A 22534-nucleotide genomic window follows, 5' to 3' on the forward strand; every position below is an offset into this window, starting at 1 on the left:
AGAGATAGAGCTATGTTTTCAAGAGCAAAGCTAGGTAAAATTAGTTCGAAGGTAAAGGATCAATCCTTGTTTTTGGAGCAGGTATTTCCTGCTTCTCGTGAGCAGGTGTTTCAAGCATTCATTGATGCCGAGCAGCTTAAGCAGTGGTGGGGCCCGAATGGCTGGGAGCTGACCTACTGTGAGGTTGATGCGAAGGCAGGCGGGTTCTGGCATTTTTGTATGACTTGTACGGATCAAAGTAAGGAATATGTTGGTCAGCAATCGTGGGGCAAAGCGCTGTATGACGAGCTGGATACGCCTAATCGCATTGTATACCGGGATTGCTTCTCCAACGAAAAGGGTGACATTGATCCTGAAATGCCGGAATCTCTCGTTATCCTTGAGTTTGAGGATCAGGCCAAGTTCACTCGTGTGAAAAGCGAAGCGCGTTATCCCTCGAAGGAAGAGCTGGATGCTGTTCTGAAGATGGGACTTATAACGGGCATAACGGAAACATGGATGAAGCTTGATCAGTATTTAAAAAAGAAAGCTGAATGAATAGCATATGCTAGCACTGAACGCCTACTTACGATCATGTTCTAAGATAGGCGTTTTTTGTATAACGAAAAAGGTATAACTATACAAGGCAAGGAGGTTCGCGTATTATGCGTATCGATCATAATCATTATAATATGTTTGTGGAGGTTGCAGAGGATTGTCCGGCTACCTCGGCACAAATTCCTAAAGCAAAGGCTGGAGCTAAAACCGTTCCGCTCATGCAATACGAAATGCTTGCGGGTCATCCTTATTCGTACACGCAGGAGGATGTGCTGTTCGAGGTGTACGCCACTCGCAATAGCATACCAGATGAGCTAAGAGCAGAGGAAAGGGAAAGGTTTTTTTCCAAAGGCCAGCCATGTCTTCGTACCTCGTCCTTATGCAAGCGGTATGGTTGGGGAATTCATCATAACGCAGAAGGAAAGATTGCATTGTACGCTATTGATTCTACTGAGTATCAAACGCTTAAAAACGATAGCAGCTTGAAGCATGTGAGAGCAATGCGTTCCAGTCGCGCTTAATGGTCCGAGCAGGTAATGTATTGACTTATATGTTATACTTAACTATGTTATTATAGTTAATGAGTATATTATTAATAGGATGGTATTCGATGAAAATAGATATCTCTCAACATTCTTTACCCGTCTATGAGGCGCTAGCCAGTAATGTTCGAATCGAAATGATTCGCCTATTGGCTGTAAAATCTATGAATATTAAAGAGCTTGCCGATGCAATGAATTTGAGCAGTGCGATTATGACGATGCACGTTAAAAAGCTTGAGCGTGCAGGGATTATCAAGTCGTCCATGCAGCCCGGCAAGGGCGGTGCAAAAAAGGTATGCACGCTTGTGACAGACTCGATAGAAATTATTTTCCCACCTAAAGTTGAAAGCGTATACCGTGACTGTCATGTAACAGAAGTGTCGGTTGGTCACTATACTGATTTTGAAGTGACGCCGACCTGTGGACTTGCGACAACGGTCAAGGTGCTGGGTATGTTTGACGAGCCACGCGCGTTTCTTGAGCCAGAGAGGGTCAATGCAAAAATTTTATGGTTTGGACAAGGCTATGTGGAATATCGCTTGGCTAACTACTTGAACAAAAATGAAATTCCGGTGGAGCTTGAGATCTCGATGGAAATTTCGTCAGAGGCGCCTTTTGCTAATGAAAACTGGCCTTCAGACATTACGTTCAATCTGAACGGTGTGGATCTGGGGATGTGGACGAGCCCAGGGGATTTCGGTGGCGACAAGCAGCGCGGACGCTATACACCTGATTGGTGGTGGGATGAGATCAACCAATACGGCCTGCTAAAGGTGCTTAAAATTAACCAAGAAGGCACCTTTATAGACGGAACGAAAATTTCTGAGGTCAAGCTATCTGATCTTGATCTTGAGATCACCCAGTGGAAGTTTAGAATATCCGTACATGAGGATGCTGAAAACGTCGGGGGCGTTACGCTATTCGGCAGCGGCTTCGGCAACTACAATCAGGATATCGTATTTAAACTGTACTATGACCGCAAGCTGAGTGAGACAGAAATGCAAGATCTGCAAAATCAATCAAAATCGAAATAATTGCACAAGGACAACTAAGCACGAGCAAATGACTGAATGACAGGGAGCAAGATTGTCTCCGATCAGTCGTATGCGCGTGCTTTTTTATATTACATAATCTAGTAAAAAAGCCTAACAACTCCTGTGATCCAGGTCGTTGTTAGGCCAATACCGGTCTTTTATACTTTTACGTCTTCAGCAGCCGCTCCAACTGCTGCTCTAGTCAGCGGTTTTCCAAAGTCAGGGAAGCCAGAAGGAGTCCAGCTTATCGGCTGCACGCATGCGTGACGATTCGGATCATAAAGCGGGTCACCGACAATTTCTTTATAGTTGCGGGCGTGGTATACGAGCAAATCAGTTACGCCATCCTCCGCAACGGTGAAGCTGTTATGTCCTGGTCCGAAAATGGAAAGCTCTTGATGTGTTGAAAATACTGGAGCAGGGGATTTATGCCACGATGCTGGATCAAGCAGGTCGCTATTCTCATCTGCCCATAGCAAGCCCATGCAGTAATTATAGTCGGTTGCGCTTGCCGAATAGGTCATGAAGATTTTACCGTTACGCTTAATGATAGCGGCTCCTTCATTTACGAGGAACCCGATCTTTTCCCACTCAAATTCAGGAGTGGAGATGCATACTTGCTGCTCTACTGCTATGGTCCATGGGTTAAGCATAGGTGCAATGTAGAGATTGGAATTGCCGCGAATGGCAGGGTCTTTTTGCGCCCATACATAATACCGAACACCGCGGTGCTCAAAGGATGTAGCGTCAAGCGAGAAGGACTCCCATTTTGTCTTCATCTGGCCTTTTTCAATCCACGGTCCGTCGAGCGGATTGCTAGCTTCGCATTCGAGCACGAACATACGATGATCGAATAGACCTTCATTCGTCTCGGCGGTACGAGCAGCAGCGAAGTAAATGTACCATTTGCCATCAATATAGTGAATTTCAGGAGCCCAAATATTTGCACTCATTGGACCAGAGTCGTATTTTCTCCAGCATACAACAGGCTCGGCATCTGTCAGGCCGTTTATCGTTTTTGCTCGTCTAACCTCGATGCAATCGTAAGCGGGTACAGATCCTGTAAAGTAATAGTAGCCATCCGTATGTTTATAAATCCAAGGATCTGCTCGTTGAGGAACAATGGGGTTTACATACTCAGTTGTTGTCATTGGATATAATCAAACCTCCTCAAAACAAAAGTTAATATAAACATTAAGTATTCACAATAATATTAATATCACATAAACTAACTACTTTGTCTAGTGGTTAATTTAAAATCATATAAAAATCAGCAATAATTGCTGAAAGATAGACAATTGCTAGCTTGACTATTGAAAAACCGTTAGCTGTAGGTTAAACTGATTCGCATAAAGATTAATTGTTTAATGTATTTATTAACAATAATTAATGGCGGTGATTGCAATGACAGTTAACAATCAGACTCATTTATTGGTACAGCTTGCAACGACAAGTGATCAGGCAGGAGGGGATCAGTCGGGTGCGAATCATCATGCAACCGCTTTCGGCAGCGGGGAACTGCCGAAAGCAGTATTGCTGAAGGAACGAACTGCGATCCGATTTGGCGGAGGGGAGCACGGCAGCAGCTACTTGCAGCTTCCATCAAACGTGCTGTCGAAAGTAAACGACGATACGGGCTTAACGGTAGCAAGCTGGATTTACCTGGAGCCAGGTCAGAGCGTCTGGGAACGAATTTTTGACTTTGGTGAAGGGCCGCAAGGACCCTATCTGTTTTTAACACGCAATTTGCGCGGGGTATGCTTTAACGGCTCTGATCTTGCTGTTGATTACAATAAGCAGCTTCCCGTAGGAGAATGGTTTCATGTTGCTTTAGTTGTAAGCGGTACGAAAGGGGCGACTGAAAGCAAGGCTGGTCCTAGGTTGTATTTGAATGGACAGTTGATTGTAGATGGATCGATCAGCCAAACCTCAAGCGGCACGTATCTGGCTTATCGCCAGTGGTGGGCTACCTTGGAGGGGAACGGCTATCACTCGAATTACATAGGGCGCTCGCAGTTCGCGGCTGATCGTGATTTCAATGGAGCCATTTCTGATTTCCGTATATACGCGGTTGCTTTGACGGATCAGCAAGTGGTTGAGCTAATGTGTGAGACATTATGTGACGAGCAGATTGTTGCCATTGCTAGCCAAACTGATATCAAACTGCCAGCTGCAATTATTACTGAATCGCTCGAGCTTTCCGATTCATTGCTCAATGGCCTTGTCGCGTTGAATTGGTCGTCCTCACACCCAGAGGTTTTGTCTCATCAAGGCGTTGTGAACGAGGTGATTACTGAGCCGCATGCGATTACGCTTACTGCTGCCTTAAGCAGAGGAGAAGCGCGCTTCTCAATCTCCTATGAACTGACTGTGCTTCCGAAATCAGTCGTTCCTTATGAAATCGTGCTTAATCCGCAAGGGAAATCAGCTGCAGTCAGTCCAGTTATGTATGGACTATTCTATGAGGATATTAATAACGCAGCGGATGGCGGCATTTATGCAGAGCTAGTTCGCAACCGGAGCTTCGAGGCGTTCACCTTTGACAGCTTTTCGCATGTATGCGGAGAGCATGGGCATTCAACAGGACGCAAGCGCAATCCGCTTGAGGGCTGGTATGGAGATACAGATGCAATAACGGTACAAGATACAGGTGGACTGAATGAATATTTTGGTCTGGAGGACGCTGAGGTTAACAATACCTATATTGCTGCTCCTGCTGGTACAACATTAATTAATAAGGGCTTTAATGACAGCAACCATCATTGTGCGATGTCATTTATCGAAGGCGAGACGTATTCCTTTACCATTTGGGCAAAGGCGACTTCTTCTTCAGCTCTGCACATTCAATTGCAGAACCCGCAAGGGGAAGCAATTAGCGAGTCTTTGAAGCTGGAGCTTGAAGCGGATGGCAAGTGGCGCAAATACGGAATAAGCAGCCCGCTTGTGCTTGCAGCAAAGCAAACAGTTCTTGGGCAGCTGGCGATTACATTTGCCGGGGAAGCCTCGATCGATATGGTGTCCTTGTTCCCGAACAAGGTATGGGGAGCAACAGAGGAGGAAGGCTCGCCTAGTGCCCATCGCAATTATATCGGTAATCGAAACTATCGCTTGCGTCGTGATATGGTCGTAGCGCTGCAAAACATGAAGCCAACGTTTTTACGATTTCCTGGCGGCTGCATCTCGGAAGGCTCGCATGTATGGGAAAATGTTTACGATTGGAAGCAATCGGTTGGAGATGTGGAAGTGCGCAAGGAAAATTTTAATGTATGGGGCTATATGATGACACTAGGTCTAGGCTATATGGAATATTTCCAATTAGCTGAGGATCTCAATGCAACGCCTCTTCCGGTTATGGCATGCGGCGTACTGTGCCAGGCTCGAAGCGATTATGCAAATCCTGCTGGCGGTGCGCTAAGAGATTACTATATTAAAAATTTTACGGATTTAATAGATTTTGCAATTAGTGAGGATATTGCTGGCAATGAATGGGCGAAACTGCGCGCATCGATGGGACATCCAGCGCCATTTGATCTTCGCTATCTCGGAGTAGGCAATGAGAATTGGGGAACAGAGTTTTTTGCTAATTTTGAAGTATTCAAGGTTGCAATCGAACGTTATATGGAAGAGCATTATCCTGGTCGTGAGCTGACAATTATCTCAACGGTTGGCGCACAAGCGGATGACATTGCCTATGAGCAAGGATGGAAGTTTTTACGTGGACAATACAAGGGATCAGAAACGATCGCGTTTACAGACGGGTGCAATCGAATCGAAGAGACGGTGCAATGGTACAGCGAGCAGTCGAACTATATGGATACAATTGTGGATGAGCATTATTATCGCTCTAACGATTACCTGCTTCGCAATGCTGATCGCTACAATTATTACTTCCGTGCTTACGATGAACAGGGCAAGCTTGATGAAAAGCTGACTTCAAAGGTATTCGTCGGTGAATATGCCTCGAATGACAAGAACACGCTGGCAGGTGCCATTGCAGAAGCTGCGGTTATGACGGGCTTCGAAAACAATGCCGATGTTGTACGACTCGCTGCTTATGCGCCATTGTTCAATAAGGTGTTGACGGACGGCTCGTACCGCTGGACGCCTGATTGCATCTGGTTCGATGATACCGATATTTGGTTCACGCCCAACTATTATGTTCAGGCGATGTTCGCCAACCATCTCGGCACGCAAACTGTAGCGAGTGATTACTATACTTATCGAAATGGTGAAAAGATTCGCTTGAAGCCGGAAGGCGGTATTAGCCTGTCAACGGCAAATGGTCATGTTGTGTTGAAGTCTGTTGTTGTGCGAACTCAGAACGGTGAACTGTTGTTCGAGCAGGACTTCACGGAAGAGCTGAATGAACAGTGGAAATGGCTGGAAGGCAGTGATCGTTCAATGTGGCAGAAAGGCGTTGGCGTTACTCTTCAGTCAAGCGGTGGCAAACGCAAAGGGTTGTATCTGGATGCGAGATGGAGTCAGGTGCAGGTCGAGGTCGTTGCACATCATGTAACAGGCGATGATGGGCTGTACATCGGTGTCGGGCTGCAGCATGCCAACAGCTCCAAGCAGGATGTCATCGAATACGTAGCGGGAGAGAACGGAAAAGCGACAGGAATTAAAGTGTTCAAGCAAGGAGTTGAGGCCTATACGCTTGGCGACTTTGCAGCGAGCACGATGGCAGGCAATATGCGTGCTGCTTATGACGAACGCTTGGAGGAGAATTCAACCTATTGCTACAAGGTGAATTATGGTGGTGAATACGGCGACGAGCTGCGCTGCCAGCATCGTGCACTGTATGATGAAGAGCTGCGCTTTGATTTCACGTATAAGCTTGAAGCGTATCATGAGGAACTGTTCTATTCGATAACGAGAGATGATAAGCGCCTGTATATGAAGCTTGTAAATGCGGATGCTATTCGCAAATCCGTAGCAATTGATACTGCACAGCTTCAAGTGAGAGAGCAGTTTGAATGCACGGTGCTGACGGGCGACGAAGCGTTGCTTCATACACCTAATGTCAATAAGAAAAATGCGGAGCTGGTCGTACCTCGTCAAAGCAAGCAACAGGCTGTAAATGGAAAAGCGTTGCTTGAGCTGCCTCCACACTCTGTTCAGGTCATTGTGTGGGAGCTTGAGGCATGAAACGAAGGGAAACTGCTTTAATGGCGATGCTTATCGCTATTCTACTGATAACGAGCTGTACTAGCGTGAAACCAACTGAGCGCTATGTCTATGAGAGCAGCGATCCCAATGCGCTGTATTATACGAATCCGATCGTTTTGGAACGGGCAGACCCTTGGATCTATGAGCATACAGATGGCTATTACTATATGATGGCGTCTGTTCCCGAATATGATCGTCTTGAATTAAGGCGATCCCAGACTATGACGGGCTTGGCTTATGCTGAGCCGGTCACAGTATGGGAAAAGAACGAATCAGGGATAATGAGCAAAAATATATGGGCGCCTGAAATCTATCATATTGATGGAAAATGGTATATATACTTCTCGGCAGCTCGCGCAGATCGTGAGTTCGATCATCGCATGTATGTGCTAGAGAATGCTTCAGCAAACCCGCTCGAAGGAGAATGGGAGCTTAAAGGGCAAATCCGAACGGGCTATGAAGTGTTCCAGATTGATGCATCGTTGTTCGAGCATGATGACATCTGGTATATGATGTGGTCGGGTGCGGGGGCGAAGGGCAACACGCTTTATATGGCACAAATGGAAAATCCGTGGACGTTGTCGACAAGCCGCATCATGCTAACCGAGCCTGAGTATGAATGGGAGCAGCGTGCAGTTGTTCATGTGATCGAAGCGCCAGAGGTGATTACGTATAATGATCGCATCTATCTGACTTATTCAGCGAGCTTCTGTGATGCCAATTATAATATGGGTCTGCTGACGGCAAGTGCGGACAGTGATCTGATGAACCCTGCATCATGGGAAAAATCTGAGGAGCCTATATTCGTATCAAATCCGCATGCCAATGCTTATGGACCTGGTCATGGTTCGTTTCTCATTTCACGGGATAGCAGCGAACGTATTCATGTATATCACGCTGTAGATGGACAAGGCACAGGGTATGGCTGTGATAAAGCACGAAATGTTCGGCTGCAGCCCTACAGCTTCGATGAAGCAGGAGAGCTGCAGCTTGGCTCGCCAGTATCTAGAGGCTTTACGCTGCCAACACCAAGCGGCGAGGCTCGCTTCGAGCTTGAGCGGTACGCATCAAGCTTGAGCAATGAAGCTCTCGTCGAAGACGAATATTTTTCTGGTGGCAAGGGCATCAGGCTTGGCAAACGTTCTGAGAAGGTGAAGCTGGCGGAAGTACGTGCACCAGAGACAGGACTCTATGCGCTAACGCTATCTTACAGCAACGGCGGGAATGCAGCCAAGCAGCCGATCTCTATTAACGGAAGAAAGGTAGAATTTGAAGTGGAATCGAACGCTGCTCACGTCCAGTCGTCGCTAATGGTTGAGCTTAAGGGTGGAGTGAATGAGCTGGAGCTTCGTTACGGAGACAAGCTGCTTGAGCTTGACTATGTGGAGCTAAGCTATATAGATCTGGCTGCAGGCGAGGCTATCGTTAAGCCTGGTCTTGCACTAACCAGAACGACGCAGCTTGAAGCTCTTGCGGAAGAATCGAGCCTTCAGCTTGTCAGTCATGCGCTCAATATGCCAGAAGGTTATTACACCGTTGCTGCTGCTTATCGCGCTGCAGCAGCTGATGCCAGTGTGGCGATTGTCGTGAATGAGGAAAGCATTCCATTGCAGTTGGAGTCAAGCTCTGAATGGGCATACAGCTCCGTTCAGCTCAAGCTATCTGGTGAAACGAAGCTTCAGCTTGAAAAGAGCGGAGAAGTTGAGCTTGCTTATTTGCGCGTGCTTGCCGCACCGCCTGAACATGTGGAGCTGCGTTTTGTTAATCGTCAGACCGGCATTGCGCTACAGCCTAACAATGGCTCGAAGGAGGCGGGTGAAGGCTATAGACAGTATAACATTACAGATACACCTGCACAGAAGTGGCAGCTTGAACGTGAAGTGGACGGAAGCTATTACTTGAAAAATGCAATTAGCGGGCTTTATATGACGGTGCGAGGCGAACGTGCGGTGCAAGAGGAGCTAAGCAAAGTAAGTGAGCAGCGCTGGCTGCTTCAATATGCAGCTGAAGGCAGCTACCGCATCGTAAGTGCCAGCTCAGGACTAGCACCTACTGCAATTGCTGCTGATCCGAATCTGTATGAGAACCTCTCATTTGAAGCGGTGGATGGTCGTGACGCTCAGGTGTGGTATCTTACGCAAAAAGAATAAAAAAATGTATAAAGATTATCGTTTATGTATTGACGAATCATTAATAAATAAGTAATCTATTAACATAGACATAAACGATTATCCGCTTCATAGATGGTTACGCTTTCTTAAGAGGCAGAAAACTTACAACTTTCTTTTTTTAATGCATGTGTAAGCGATTGCATATGAACATTAGAAAAAGCTGGGTGACGTAAGAGAAAAAGCCTTGTTGGAAGGCGATAAAAGATCAATTCGTTAATGTTTATGTTAACAAAAATACAACAGGGGTCATACATCAGAGCTTCTCCAACAAACACAAATTAGGAGGTAAAGACATGAAACTTGCAAAATTCAGTAAAATGATCTTCGTATTACTAGCAGTGCTTCTTGTACTCTCAGCTTGTTCTGGTGGAAATTCAGGCACGAGCAATAGCGGCGGCAACGAAGGAACGAATACACCTGCAGATGTAGAACAAAATGATGCTGGTGGAGAAGTTGTCGAAGAGGATTTTGGTAAGGATGTTTCTGGTGAAGTAACAATGTGGGTATTTAACGAAAATGTTTTCGAGGAAGTAGCTGCTGCATTTATGGCGGAATACCCGAACATTACAGTAACTCCAATCTTTGTTCCTTTTGAGGAGCTGCATGACAACCTGCAAACTGCATTGGCAAGTGGTACTGGCGCACCTGATATCGCACAGGTTGAGGTTGGCAACTTCACGCGCTACGTAACAGGCGGAGTGCTGGAGAACCTGCTTGAAGAGCCTTACAACGCAGGAAAATATAAGGATCTTGTACCTGCATACAACTGGGAGCGTTGGATGAGCCCAGACGGTAGTGAGCTGCTAGGTATGCCTTGGGATTCTACTCCAGGTGTATGGTACTACCGTGCAGATATTATGGAAGAGCTTGGATTCCCGGATGACCCAGCAGAGCTTGGTGAGTTCATCAAGGACGGAGAAAACTTCTTGCAACTAGCACAAGCTGCTGCAGCTCAAGGAAAGCAAGTTATGGAATGGCGTGACGGTCCGATTCACTGGGCTGGTGACGAGATCGGTTACTTCGATGACAACCTGAACTGGGTACGTGAAAACGATAAACTCGTTCAAATTCTTGACTACACAAAACGCGGTAATCAAATGAACTGGGCTCCGCATCTAGCATACGGTACAGATGAGGGCAAGCCGCTTGTACAATCTGGTCAATTGATTGGTATAGCACTAGGTTCTTGGGGAGCACGCGATCTTGAGACGAATTTCCCTGAGCAAGCTGGCAAATGGCGTGTAACGAACTTGCCGTTCGATATTAACTTCCCGATTGGTGGTTCAAGCTTCGTTGTTCCTTCTCAATCTCCTAATAAAGAAGCAGCATGGGTATACCTGCAATGGGCAATGCGTTCACAAAATGCATGGGAGATTTGGACGAAATATTCCATTCAGCCAGGTTACACGGATATCGCTCAACAGGATTGGTATGCAAGCAATCAGAATCAGTTCCTTGGTGGTCAAGAGGACTACAAGTTCTATGAGCAAATCGCAGCAGAAATTCCTACAAAACGCTTGAATCCGCTGGATGGAGCAGCTTGGGGAATTTGGGTGCCTCGTATTCTTGATGCGCTTGATAACAACGTTGACTCTCGTACAACACTTCAGTTGGCGAAGGAAGATGTCGAGTCTATGCTGGCAGAGGATCTAGCGAAGCTTAAGGCTGACCTGGGCAAGTAATTATGATGAATCCGAATCAAGTCGCCCCGACTTGATTCGGATTATTTATCCGTTAGATGAGCCAATAAATTCGATTGGGGGGAGCCGCTTGGTCAGATTTTTGAAGAGATACACAGGAACCATATTGATATTGATCGTGCTGGCGTCGTTGCTGGTATGGTGGTATAACAATCGCAGCTTCGATCATAACGTAATGGCCGAAGTGCCGCGCCATGATGATTTAGATGAATCGTCATTATTAGATGGAGAGAATACAAGCGCGCTATTAGAAGAGTCTTATTATAAGTATTATTACGGTTTTGTTCATGAAGGTGCTGAGGATGTGAAGGACGTACATATTACGATCCCTTCCTTGAATTACAGTGCGATAAGTGAAACGGGAACAACGGTAGAGCATAATCTTGATGGTCAATTCGGCGATGTTATTGCTTTGCGCGATGAAAAAAGCTGGGTTGAATATGAAGTAGACATCCCGCAGGACGGTTTTTATAGGATTGGGATGGACTATTACGCGCTTGAAGGCAAGCGTTCCGGATTAGTTCGAAGCATTCAAATTAATGGGGAATATCCTTTCTATCAAGCAAAGCAAGTAGAGTTTCAACGGATGTGGCAGGAATATGGTGAGCCATGGTATGACAATCAGGGCAATGAATATAATCCGAAGCGGCAAGAGGTTTTCGGATGGCAATATCGTGATTTTATTGATTCAGAGGCCAAGGTAGCACAGGGCTTCCGCTTTTATTTTAGCAAAGGCACGCATACGATTCGTATCGATGCCATTCGTGAACCAGGAGCAATTGGACAGCTTCATGTATATGCTCCACAGGTGATTCCGACCTATGAAGAAGTTTCTGCGCAGTATAAGCAGAACAATTATAAGGTCACTTCAGGGCATTATCTAACGTTCCAGGCAGAGCTGGCGACACTTAGATCAGACCCTACATTAAAAAGAATAGAAGATCGCGAGCCAGATACCGTTCCTTTCAATAGCGAAGCAATCGTGCTTAATAGCTTTGGTGGATTAAGCTGGCGCGAGGGCGGTCAATGGGCTGAATGGGAAATTGAGGTTCCTGAAAGCGGTTTATACAATATAGGCGTTCGTTTTGGGCAATGGTTCCTGAACGGATTCCCGGTGCAGCGCAAAGTGTATATTAACGGCGAGTTGCCCTTTGTTGAAATGAATTCTGTTCCATTCCCATACAAGCAGGAGTGGCAAGTAAGCAATTTCAGTCAGTCGCACGAGGACGATTATCTCTTCTATTTAAATGAAGGGAAAAATACGATACGCATGGAAGTGCAGGTCGGCGACCTCGGTGAGGTGCTGGAGCTTGTAACCGATACCTCGCAAAAAATGTCCGAGCTGACTCGTGAGGTGATCCGTGTAACCGGTACGAATCCAGACCCGAATGCAGATTGGAAGCTGGATCGCAACATACCGAATATTGTAGAGCGCCTTGAGAGCATGGCCTGGAAGATTCAAGATGCAGTTACAATGCTGACACTGTTCGGCGTTGATGAAGGAAGCTCTGAAATTAGTACGCTATATGAGGCGCGCGGCGTTATCGTCGATATGTCGAAGGATACGCGCTCGATTCCAGCACGCTTGAATCAGTTTAGAGAGCTGCAATCATCGCTTGGCTTATGGGTCAACGGATTAAGTAAGCAAAGCTTGCTTATGGACTATATTATTGTCAAGTCGCCAGATCAGGAATGGCCAAGACCGGCAGCGCCAATCTTTGTACGTATTGGAACGAGCATCAACGATCTGCTGCTTACATTTAGAAAAAATTATGGCGGTGTAGGTACGGTATACGACGCTGATGAAGAAGTGCTTGATGTATGGATCGCCCGCGGACGTGATTGGGTAGATATCATTAAGCAAATGATCGATGAGGATTTCACACCGGAAACAGGTATTAAAGTGAATGTAAACGTTATCCCTGCCAACCAGTCGCAAGTGCTGATGCTTGCCAACACCTCTGGACTTGCTCCAGACGTGGCGCTTGGTGTGGACGGCGAGGTGCCGATTGACTTTGCAGTACGTAATGCGCTGATTGATCTGAGCAGCTTCGAGGACTATGAAGAGGTAGCTGAACGTTTCCGTCCGGGTGCACTAATTCCGTACAGATACGATGGCGGAAACTTTGCGCTTCCGGAAAATCAGAACTTCTACATGCTGTTCTATCGCAAGGATATTATGGCGGAGCTTGGCTATGGCGAGGAAGATATGCCTGAAACGTGGGAGGATGTCATGGAAATCATTCCGATCCTTCAGCAGAATGGTATGGATTTCTTCTATCCGCATGCGATTAATGATACGAAGATGGCTATTAATGAATTTGCTCCGTTCCTGTTCCAGCATGGCGGTGAATTTTATACCGAAAATGGAAGCCGATCCGCGCTAGATTCGCCTGAGGCTATTGAAGCGATGCGGATGTGGACAGGATTGTTTACGAATTACAAGATTGAGAAGCAGGCAGATTTCTATAACCGCTTCCGTTCTGGTGAAATGCCAATTGGCGTAGCGGATTACTCCACGTATATTTTGCTGTCAACAGCAGCGCCTGAGCTTACAGGATGGTGGGGCATGAAGCCAATGCCAGGCATTAGACAAGAGGACGGCAGAGTGAATCGTTCTACGGGCGGTCTGGCGCAAACAGGCATGATCTTCAAGGATACAGAGCATCCAGAAGAATCATGGGAGTTCTTGAAATGGTGGACCAGCGCTGATGCGCAAGAGCGTTTTGGCTCTGAGCTGGAAGCATTGCTTGGCGTTGAAGCACGCTGGAACACGGCGAATGTAGAGGCACTGCAGCGTCTTCCTTGGCAAGCTGAAGACATTGATGCCATTCTTGAGCAATGGGAATGGTTCCGTGAGCGCGAGGTTGTACTAGGCGGTTACTATACGACACGTTATATTGCAAACATGTGGAATGAGATTGTATTGAATGGACGAATTGTTCGTGAATCCGTTGAGGATGGGGTCAAGGAGATCAACAAGGAGCTGTCCAAAAAACGTGAGGAATTTGGTCTTGACGTAGATGAACGAGGAGGGACGACAGAATGATAGCTGAAAAATCAGAGACGCAGGCAGACATCGCGGTGGTCCGTTCTGAGTCCCGCTTTAAGCAAAAAATGCAGTTGTTTTGGGCGGATGTAAAGCGTAGTAAGGTGTCGCTGCTTTTTGTAGCGCCCTTCCTGCTGCTTTTTACCTTATTTATCGTCGTGCCAATTATTATTTCGATGTCACTAAGCTTTACCTACTACAACATTTTGGAGTCTCCGCGTTTTATCGGATTTTCCAATTATAAGCTGTTATTTATTGAAGACGATATTTTCATGCAGGCAGTTGGCATCACACTAAAATTTGCGATTATAACAGGACCGATTGGCTATATTATGGCGTTCCTGCTTGCCTGGCTGATTAGTCAGATTCCGATGAAATATCGATTCTTCTATACGCTCTGTTTTTATACACCGTCGATTGCCAGCGGTACAGCGATGTCGGTTGTATGGCTGTATCTGTTCGCTGGGGATCGAAAGGGTCTGCTCAATCACTGGCTGATCCAGCTCGGATTGCTTGATGAGCCGTTTCTGTTCCTTCAGGATATCCGTTCAATTGTACCGGTTATCGTCATCGTTTCGTTATGGATGAGCATGGGGGTTGGTTTCCTTGCGTTCCTTGCAGGCTTGCAAAACGTTCCGAAGGACTTGTATGAAGCTGGAGATATTGACGGCATTCGCAGTCGCTGGCAGCGTCTATGGTACATTACCGTTCCGTCGGTTAAGCCGCAGCTGCTGTTCGGTGCAGTTATGCAGGTCGTAGCCTCGCTTCAAGTGTTTGATATAAGCGTGCAGCTTGTCGGCTTGCCGAGTCCATTGTATGCCGGCCATACGATTTTGACTCATTTGTTCGACTACGCATTCATTCGATTCGAGATGGGCTATGCATCAGCGATTGCGGTTGTGCTGTTCTTGCTGATGATGGGCTTGAACCGCCTAATCTTTAATCTGCTGGGGAGGGATTAGATTGCACTCATTTATAAGAAGAATAGACTGGGGCGGCATTGTCCTGTATACCTTTCTTACGGTATTTGGATTGCTGATGCTGATGCCTCTTGTGTATCTTGCATCAACAGCGCTCAAGCCAATCAGCGAGCTGTTTCTGTTCCCACCCAGATTTTTCGTTATGAACCCAACGCTGATCAACTTTCGTGACCTTTTGCTTGTAACAGGGACATCGAGTGTTCCATTCATCCGCTTTATATTCAATAGCATTATCGTTACAGCGGGAATTGTAGGGGGCGGTGTCATTATTTCCGCACTGGCAGCTTATCCGCTTGCGAAGCACAACATGGTGTTCAAAAAGTTCTTTTTTGACTTGATCGTAGCATCGTTGATGTTCTCGCCGCTAGTATTGCAAATTCCTCAGTACTTGATTATGAGTAAATCCGGCTTGATGAATACGTACTTTGCTTTGATTTTGCCTTATTTGGCTGCTCCAGTCGGGATGTTCCTAATGGTTCAATTCCTGCGCCAAATTCCGGATGCCCTGCTCGAAGCATCACGTATTGATGGAGCAAGCGAGTGGAAAATTTTCTGGTCAATCGTGATGCCGATGCTGAAGCCGGCTATTGCCACTTTCGCGTTGTTCAGCTTTATTACTGCGTGGAACGATCCATATCCAGCGATGGTGTATACGACGAGTGAAAATATGAAGTCATTGCCGCTCGCGATACAGACGATTCAAGGGGGAGTTGGTGTTATCGCGCGTGTCGGAACGTTCGCGGCTGCGAGTTTTCTCATGATTATTCCAACCCTGCTTGTGTTTATCGGTACGCAGCGCATGGTGCTTCAGACGATGGCTCATTCAGGCTTGAAGGAATAGGAGGGCAGCTATGAAAACTTTGAAAAAAGTACGAATCGTCGTGCTGATGACGTTTATGATGTCCTTGCTGGCTTCCACCGCTTATGCGGCAACGCCCTATGAGAGCTATACAATCAACTCGCAAGGAAATGATATTCGCTCGATTGCAGGCTTTGTCTATGATGGCTCGATTACAGGGCTTGATATCGAGTCAAGCGCTTTTGTTCGTCCCGAGTCGTTGTTTATAACGAAGGACGGCATGATCTATGTCGCGGATGCGGGAAATAATCGAATCGTCCAGCTCGATAAAAATCATCAGTTTGTACGTATTATTGGCGACGCTGATGGTCCGGGCAAGCTTGGCGAGCCCAAGGGCGTGTATGTCAAGGAGGATGGAACGATCTATGTTGCCGATACGAAAAATGGACGCATCGTTCTTTTTAATCCCGATGGAACCTTCGACAAGGAGTTTATAAGACCGGAAAGTCCGTTGATCGGTTCAACGTTTTCCTATTCGCCATCCAAAATTATATTGGATAAACGCGATTATATGTATGTAGTCAGTGATGGCAACACTCAGGGCTTGATTCAGCTCGATCCGAACGGACAGTTCAAAGGCTTTTACGGTGCCAACCATGTCGGCTTTAGCTGGTCGAGATTGTTTATAAGGCTGATTGCGACTGATTCGCAGCAGCAAAAAATTGCCGCGGTACGTCCTGCGGAGTTTTCCAATCTGGACATCGATAAAGAAGGCTTTATGTACACGACGACAATTGGTGAGGCCTTCAATCAGATTAAGCGTCTATCGCCAGTTGGGGTCGATACGCTTAACATCGGAGCGCAGCGCCAATATGGCGACTTCTACAGTGCAGGCCCGTTCGCGATGCCGTCCTTTATTGGGGTTTCAGTAGATGAGGATGGCATTATTACGGCACTGGACCTGCAGTCAAGCAAAGTGTTCCAATATGACAAGCTGGGCAATTTTCTGTTTGCCTTCGGTGGCGTAGGTGAGCAGCGCGGCTTGTTTACGACGCCGGCTGATCTTGCGCAAACGGCTGATGGAGATATTTATGTCGTGGACCGAGGTCGCAATTCCATCGAGGTATTCCGTAAAACGCCGTTCGCCGCTTTAGTTCAGGAGGCCTCCACCTTATATGTAGATGGACGTTATGAAGATGCACAAGAGATGTGGCAGGAAGTTATTCGCTTGAACAGCAACTACGAGATGGCTTACCAAGCAATAGGCAAGGCGCTTTATAAGGAAGAGAAGTACAAGGAAGCGATGGAGTATTTCAAGCTGGCGAGTGCGCGCGGTGATTACTCTATGGCCTTCAAGGAGTATCGTAAAGAGCTGGTGAAGGAAAACTTTGCAATTATCGCGATTAGTGCGATTGTGCTGTTTATTCTACTTCGCATCTATGTACCGAAGCTATTGCGCTGGCTGTCACGCAAGGTGAAACAAAAATCTCAGGTGAAGACGAATGCGTTAGTAAAGGAGGGTGAGACGGTATGAGTCCATTTGTTATGATCCATAAAATTCTTTTCCGTCCATTCGACTTTTATGAAGATATTCAAAGTCCTGGCATGGTACGTATTAGACAAGCGATTGCGTTAATCATCTGTGCTTATTTTGCTCGTGTTGTCTCAATCTATCTAGTCGGGTTTGCATTTGAATCGCGTGAGGCTTACCAGATTTCCATTCTGCAGGAAGCGATCTGGATCTTCATCCCTTGGTTTACATGGTGCGTAGCGCACTGGGCAGTAGCAGCCATTCTCGATGGAGAAGGAAAGTTCGTTGAGATCATATATGGCAGCGCCTACGCGCTTGTGCCATACATCGTGTTCATTATTCCGATTACATTACTTACCCAAATGCTGGCGCTTGATGAATCTGGCATTGTCAATCTGCTAACGTATGGGCTATATGCCTGGGTAGTCTGGTTGTTTCTGTTAAAGGTTAAGGTGCTTCATAACTTTGATCTTCCGAAAACATTGTTTATTGCGTTTCTAAGTATTATCGCTGTATTGATTCTTTGGTTTATATGCATATTGCTGTTCGGCTTGGCGAATCAGTTCGTGAATTTTCTGACGGATATCGTTAAGGAATTAAGATTACGCGGATAGGGGGACTACAAGATGAAGGCATTAAACATGAAATGGAAAAGACTGCTGTTGGTCATGCTGCTTGCTGTCGTCCTCGTTAGTCAGTCATCTGCACTTAGTTCTATTGGCGATATTTATGCAGAGCAGGCAGATGAGCAGGCTGGAGCCTCCAACGAGGAAGTGGGGGCAGGTCAGGAAGCTGACGCTGCAGAGGTGGAAACTGCTGCAGGGCAAGAGACAGAAGCAGTTTCAGAGCAACCGAATGACGCTACGGCTTCATCTGCAGAGCAGCAGGAGCAGAGTGCTGAAGGTGCTGTGAATGCTGATGCTGATGGGAATGGAGCAGCTGGAGGAGCTGCGGCGCCTGATGCTGGCGAGGTGACGCTTTCCAAGGTTACAGCCAACAAGGAAGTGCTGGAAAATGCTCAGTTCAAGCTGTTTATTGATGAGGCAACTGGCAACGTACGAGTGGTGAGCAAAACAACGGGTACGGAGTGGCTAGGTGCACCGCAAGTACCTTCTACATTGCCGCCCAACAATAAGAAATTCGTAGATTCGCCGCTTCATCTTCGTTATACCGAGGGCTCGGACATTACAACGACGTACTCGTTGAAGGATGCAACAACGACGATGAGCTACACGGTTGAGAGCGATCAGGTTGTGCTTGATCTAGAATTTGGTGCGGAAGGTATTGCGCTGAAGATGATCTACACCTTGACGGAGCGTGGACTTCAAGTGGACATTCCGTTCGAAAGCATCGTAGAAAGTGGTACTGCAAGATTGACGAGCCTGGAGCCGCTGCCGTTTTTCAATGGTGCGCTTGAGACAGATACAGGCGCGATGCTTATTCCAGATGGCTCTGGTGCTTTGCTGCATTTCCGTACCAACCATGAACAGTACTTGAAGGGCTATTCTGAATACATTTATGGCAATGATACAACGTTCGTTTCGCATACGCACGATATGATGTCTGCTGGAGTAAAGCGTTCCAACACGGTTCGTGAAAGCATTGCGCTTCCTGTGTTCGGCATGTATCGCAACGGAGTGGGTTCACTGGCGATTGTGAAGGACGGACAATATGAGGCGAAGATCAACGCTACCCCTGCAGGGATTCGTGCAATTCCCGTGTATCGCAGTGCGGCAGAGTTCATGTATCGCAAAAACGATATTATTTTCATCGGCAACTCTGGGCAGATTCCTTATTTCCAAGGACAAATGATTGCGGGCAATCGTAGCGTGGAATATGTGCTGCTGGAGGGTGACGCTGCCAATTATGTAGGCATGGCGAAGGCGTACCGCAGCTATCTAATGGACGTACAGGGCGTAGAGCCTGTTGTTCAGCAAGCGCCTAGCCTGTCGCTGAAGCTGTTTGGCGGAATTCTTCGCGAGGAGATAATCGGAGACACGTTCATCAAGATGACGACGTTCAAGCAGGCCGAGGAGATTATTGCGAGCCTGAAGGCAGAAGGTGTAACGAATATTGTCGCTACGTATGACGGCTGGACGAAGGACGGCGTATATGGTGCACAGCCGCAGCATAAAACAGCCCGTCAGCTGGGCGGAAAAAACGGCTTGCAGAGTCTCGTTGATTATACGAATCAGCAGGGCGTCGATCTGTACTTGAAGGCAAACTATGTAAAGCCTTTTGAGCAGACGGGCAAGTATAGTGCACGCAAGGATGCGGTTCGCGGAATGGATCGCGAGCTGCTTGTAGCGACGCTCTATTGGCCAAGTGATCGCTGGAGTCGCAACAGCTTCTCCTTCCATTACTTGAAGCCAGAGCAAGCACTAAACAAGTATGTGAAGAAGCAGGCTGACGACTTAGCAGGGTATGGTGTTGATGGCGTGCAGCTGCAATATATGGGTGAGCTGATCTATTCTGACGAGGACAAGTCAAGCACGACAGATCGCTCCGTGACGGCAAATGCTTGGGTGGAAAGCATGAAGCTGATGAAGCAGGAGGTTGGCTCAGTAGCGATTGAATATGGCAATGCCTATGCGTTAGGGCTTGTGGATCGCATTGAGGATGCGCCAATGGCTCACAGCGGATATATCTATACTGATGAATCGGTGCCTTTCTATCAGCTTGTTCTTCATGGTCTGGTTCCTTACTATGCAGGATCGATTAACTTGAGAGAGGACGCACAGGTTGAACGGCTGAAGTCAATTGAATATGGAGCGCTGCCAAGTGCAGAGCTTACAGGCGAGCTAAGCAGCAACCTGCATCGCACGGCGGAAACAAGATTGTTCAGCTCTTACGCAGGGGATTGGGTTTCACATATTGCGGGTGAATATAAGGAGCTGCTGCCGTTGTATGAAGCGATCAACGGTCAGGAAATGAGCAATCACGAGCAGCTAGCTCCTAATGTGTTCCGCACAAGCTACAGCAACGGCACAACCGTTATTGTCAACTACAATAGCGAGGCGGTTACGGTGGATGGCGTTACAGTAAGTGGCTTGAACTATACATGGAGTAAGGGGTGAAGGAATCAGCATGAAGTTTAAGATGAATATGAGAAGAAGACATATACTTGAAGGCTATTCCTTCATCATTTTATGGATTATTGGGTTTCTGGCGTTCATGGCAGTGCCGCTTGGACGCTCCATCTATTACTCATTTCAAAATTTGTCGCCTAGCAAGGGTGGGCTGATTGCCGATTATGTTGGGTTTCAGCACTTCCGGGCAGCATTTACAGTCGATGTACAGTTTCTACCGCTGCTGCAAAGCACCTTTACGAATATGCTGACGCATGTTCCGCTCGTATTGATTTTCTCGATGGCGAGCGCGCTGCTGCTGAATCGTCACTTTAAGGGACGTATGCTGTTCCGCGGCATATTCTTCCTGCCCGTTATTATCGCTTCTGGTTCGACGTTGAAGAAGCTGATGGAGCAAGGGGCAACGAATTTGCCGATATTCATGGATTTTGATCTGTACCGCATGCTGCGCTTGTTTATTCCGAGCGATCTGTTAATGAATTTGCTGGAATATGCGGATGCGCTGACGATTGTAATGTGGGATGCAGGCGTTCAAACGTTGATTTTCCTTGCGGGCTTGCAGACGATTTCTGTTTCCTTGTATGAAGCGGCGAAATGTGATGGCGCTACGAAGTGGGAAAGCTTCTGGAAAATTACATTTCCGATGATTATGCCGATGATTTTGGTCAATACGCTGTTTACGATGGTGAGCTCCTTTACACGTGCGGACAACGGCGTTATGGACTACATTAATCAACGAGTGTTCGCAGAAAACAACTATGGATATGCTTCTGCTTTAGGATGGATTTACTTCGTACTGATCTTTATTATGATCGGTATTGTATTCCTTCTGTTCAGAAGAAGCCTATCTTCAATGGAAGGCAGGTAATCGTATGGCGAATCCGCAGCAATTAGTCAACAAAATAAAGATGAGCGATAAAATTAACCCTGCTGTGAAGTTTTACGCATTAAAGAAAAGCAAAGGCTTTGCCGGCAATGTGTTCTATTACTTTGTACTGCTAAGCTTGTCCTTTGTGTTTTTATATCCGCTGTTATACATGGTATCCAAGTCACTGATGCAGACATGGGATGTTGCGGATGCAACAGTGCGCTGGATTCCGCATGAGTTGAATTTTCATAATTACCGTGTCGCGTTTACCGAGATGAAGTACTGGCAAGGGCTATCCAATAGTGTCATTATTTCATTCGGTAGTGCGCTGCTGCAAATCGTATCCTGCTCGATGATCGGATATGGGTTTGCACGCTATCGCTTCCCGCTGTATGGCGTATGGTTCATGCTGTTGATCTTTACGTTTTTAGTGCCGCCGCAAACGATCGTAGTACCCCTGTACATGTTCTTTAGCGATCTAGGCTGGATCAATACACATTTGCCATTTATTGTGCCAGCGGCCTTCGGTCATGGCTTGCAGGGCGCGCTATTCATTTTGATCTTTATTCAGTTCTATCGTCGCTTGCCAGGGGTGCTGGAGGAAGCGGCGAGAATTGATGGAGCAGGTGCGTTCCGTACGTATTGGCAGATTATGTTCCCGCTTGGCCGACCAGCGATGATTACTGTATTTCTATTCTCGGTAGTATGGCATTGGAATGACAACTTCCAGCCGAGCTTGTACTTGCGTCTACCGCCATTTTACAATCTGGCACAGCGCATGAACGGCTTCTATGGTAAGGCGAATATGACTGCAGAGCAGATGAGCTCAAGCGTATCATCAGGCGCAATCGGCATGGCGCCTACCGTGATGAATCAGATGATGGCGGGTGTGGTGCTGTCGGTTATTCCGATTCTGATCCTGTATCTGTTCGTTCAGCGGTATTTTGTTGAGAGTGTGGAGCGGGCAGGTATTGCAGGCGAATAATTAGAGGTAGTTCAAAACGTTCAGGCTTGATGACGAGGTAACTCGTTGTCGTTGATTCGGCGTCGAATATGAAGTCCTAC

The 22534-nt window shown here is 46.8% G+C and carries 15 protein-coding genes; 14 read left to right on the forward strand and 1 reads right to left on the reverse strand.

From position 1 onward, the window contains the following. Positions 1 to 12: 12 nt before the first annotated feature. The 3 genes from ACFP56_RS14020 (at position 13) to ACFP56_RS14030 (ending at position 2113) form a co-directional block, all read left to right on the forward strand. Positions 13 to 537 carry an SRPBCC family protein gene (locus tag ACFP56_RS14020; RefSeq protein WP_379235519.1) on the forward strand — a complete coding sequence of 175 codons (525 nt, stop codon included), beginning with the start codon at positions 13 to 15 and terminating at the stop codon, positions 535 to 537. 107 nt (positions 538 to 644) lie between these two features. After that, positions 645 to 1058, forward strand: a complete 414-nt coding sequence (locus ACFP56_RS14025) for a DUF6157 family protein (protein ID WP_379235521.1) — start codon at positions 645 to 647, stop codon at positions 1056 to 1058. Positions 1059 to 1147: 89 nt separating this feature from the next. Then, positions 1148 to 2113, forward strand: coding sequence for an ArsR/SmtB family transcription factor (locus ACFP56_RS14030; RefSeq protein ID WP_379235523.1), 966 nt, complete (start codon positions 1148 to 1150; stop codon positions 2111 to 2113). A gap of 158 nt (positions 2114 to 2271) precedes the next feature. On the opposite strand, the gene ACFP56_RS14035 is transcribed toward ACFP56_RS14030, so the two are convergent. Further along, complete coding sequence (locus tag ACFP56_RS14035; protein ID WP_379235525.1) at positions 2272 to 3264, reverse strand: glycoside hydrolase family 43 protein; 993 nt, start codon at positions 3262 to 3264, stop codon at positions 2272 to 2274. Positions 3265 to 3517: 253 nt separating this feature from the next. Here ACFP56_RS14035 and ACFP56_RS14040 point away from each other — a divergent pair, with 253 nt between their 5' ends. The 11 genes from ACFP56_RS14040 (at position 3518) to ACFP56_RS14090 (ending at position 22454) form a co-directional block, all read left to right on the forward strand. Beyond that, entirely contained in the window at positions 3518 to 7261 is a 3744-nt protein-coding gene (locus ACFP56_RS14040) for an alpha-L-arabinofuranosidase C-terminal domain-containing protein (protein ID WP_379235527.1), read from the forward strand. Further along, positions 7258 to 9432 carry a family 43 glycosylhydrolase gene (locus ACFP56_RS14045; RefSeq protein ID WP_379235529.1) on the forward strand — a complete coding sequence of 725 codons (2175 nt, stop codon included), beginning with the start codon at positions 7258 to 7260 and terminating at the stop codon, positions 9430 to 9432. The genes ACFP56_RS14040 and ACFP56_RS14045 overlap by 4 nt, the downstream gene beginning before the upstream one ends. 314 nt (positions 9433 to 9746) lie before the next feature. Beyond that, a complete protein-coding gene (locus ACFP56_RS14050) occupies positions 9747 to 11135 on the forward strand; it encodes an ABC transporter substrate-binding protein (protein WP_379235531.1) in 1389 nt (462 codons plus the stop codon). 88 nt (positions 11136 to 11223) lie between these two features. Continuing rightward, positions 11224 to 14202 (forward strand): extracellular solute-binding protein, encoded by a 2979-nt coding sequence (locus tag ACFP56_RS14055; RefSeq protein ID WP_379235533.1) that lies wholly within the window; start codon positions 11224 to 11226, stop codon positions 14200 to 14202. After that, the gene (locus tag ACFP56_RS14060; protein WP_379235536.1) at positions 14199 to 15164 is read left to right on the forward strand and encodes a carbohydrate ABC transporter permease; all 966 of its coding nucleotides are present in this window, start codon (positions 14199 to 14201) and stop codon (positions 15162 to 15164) included. Before ACFP56_RS14055 ends, ACFP56_RS14060 begins: the two co-directional genes overlap by 4 nt. Before the next feature lies 1 nt (position 15165). Then, positions 15166 to 16023 carry a carbohydrate ABC transporter permease gene (locus tag ACFP56_RS14065; RefSeq protein WP_379235538.1) on the forward strand — a complete coding sequence of 286 codons (858 nt, stop codon included), beginning with the start codon at positions 15166 to 15168 and terminating at the stop codon, positions 16021 to 16023. Positions 16024 to 16033: 10 nt separating this feature from the next. After that, positions 16034 to 17515, forward strand: a complete 1482-nt coding sequence (locus ACFP56_RS14070; RefSeq protein WP_379235540.1) for a hypothetical protein — start codon at positions 16034 to 16036, stop codon at positions 17513 to 17515. After that, positions 17512 to 18126, forward strand: coding sequence for a YIP1 family protein (locus ACFP56_RS14075; protein ID WP_379235542.1), 615 nt, complete (start codon positions 17512 to 17514; stop codon positions 18124 to 18126). The genes ACFP56_RS14070 and ACFP56_RS14075 overlap by 4 nt, the downstream gene beginning before the upstream one ends. A 12-nt stretch (positions 18127 to 18138) precedes the next feature. Next, the gene (locus ACFP56_RS14080) at positions 18139 to 20589 is read left to right on the forward strand and encodes a DUF5696 domain-containing protein (RefSeq protein WP_379235544.1); all 2451 of its coding nucleotides are present in this window, start codon (positions 18139 to 18141) and stop codon (positions 20587 to 20589) included. Between the two features lie 10 nt (positions 20590 to 20599). Further along, a complete protein-coding gene (locus ACFP56_RS14085; RefSeq protein WP_379235546.1) occupies positions 20600 to 21469 on the forward strand; it encodes a carbohydrate ABC transporter permease in 870 nt (289 codons plus the stop codon). A gap of 4 nt (positions 21470 to 21473) precedes the next feature. Then, on the forward strand, positions 21474 to 22454 hold the full coding sequence (locus tag ACFP56_RS14090; protein WP_379235549.1) for a carbohydrate ABC transporter permease: 981 nt from the start codon (positions 21474 to 21476) through the stop codon (positions 22452 to 22454). The last annotated feature ends 80 nt before the right edge of the window (positions 22455 to 22534 follow it).

Source organism: Paenibacillus septentrionalis (assembly GCF_042659865.1).
In the GTDB taxonomy this organism is placed as follows: Bacteria; Bacillota; Bacilli; order Paenibacillales; family Paenibacillaceae; genus Pristimantibacillus; species Pristimantibacillus septentrionalis.

Coding starts and splice junctions, on each gene's coding strand:
- ACFP56_RS14020 (WP_379235519.1), top strand. CDS start 13: ATGTTTTCAAGAGCAAAGCTAGGTAAAATTAGTTCGAAGGTAAAGGAT.
- ACFP56_RS14025 (WP_379235521.1), top strand. CDS start 645: ATGCGTATCGATCATAATCATTATAATATGTTTGTGGAGGTTGCAGAG.
- ACFP56_RS14030 (WP_379235523.1), top strand. CDS start 1,148: ATGAAAATAGATATCTCTCAACATTCTTTACCCGTCTATGAGGCGCTA.
- ACFP56_RS14035 (WP_379235525.1), bottom strand. CDS start 3,264: ATGACAACAACTGAGTATGTAAACCCCATTGTTCCTCAACGAGCAGAT.
- ACFP56_RS14040 (WP_379235527.1), top strand. CDS start 3,518: ATGACAGTTAACAATCAGACTCATTTATTGGTACAGCTTGCAACGACA.
- ACFP56_RS14045 (WP_379235529.1), top strand. CDS start 7,258: ATGAAACGAAGGGAAACTGCTTTAATGGCGATGCTTATCGCTATTCTA.
- ACFP56_RS14050 (WP_379235531.1), top strand. CDS start 9,747: ATGAAACTTGCAAAATTCAGTAAAATGATCTTCGTATTACTAGCAGTG.
- ACFP56_RS14060 (WP_379235536.1), top strand. CDS start 14,199: ATGATAGCTGAAAAATCAGAGACGCAGGCAGACATCGCGGTGGTCCGT.
- ACFP56_RS14070 (WP_379235540.1), top strand. CDS start 16,034: ATGAAAACTTTGAAAAAAGTACGAATCGTCGTGCTGATGACGTTTATG.
- ACFP56_RS14075 (WP_379235542.1), top strand. CDS start 17,512: ATGAGTCCATTTGTTATGATCCATAAAATTCTTTTCCGTCCATTCGAC.
- ACFP56_RS14080 (WP_379235544.1), top strand. CDS start 18,139: ATGAAGGCATTAAACATGAAATGGAAAAGACTGCTGTTGGTCATGCTG.
- ACFP56_RS14085 (WP_379235546.1), top strand. CDS start 20,600: ATGAAGTTTAAGATGAATATGAGAAGAAGACATATACTTGAAGGCTAT.
- ACFP56_RS14090 (WP_379235549.1), top strand. CDS start 21,474: ATGGCGAATCCGCAGCAATTAGTCAACAAAATAAAGATGAGCGATAAA.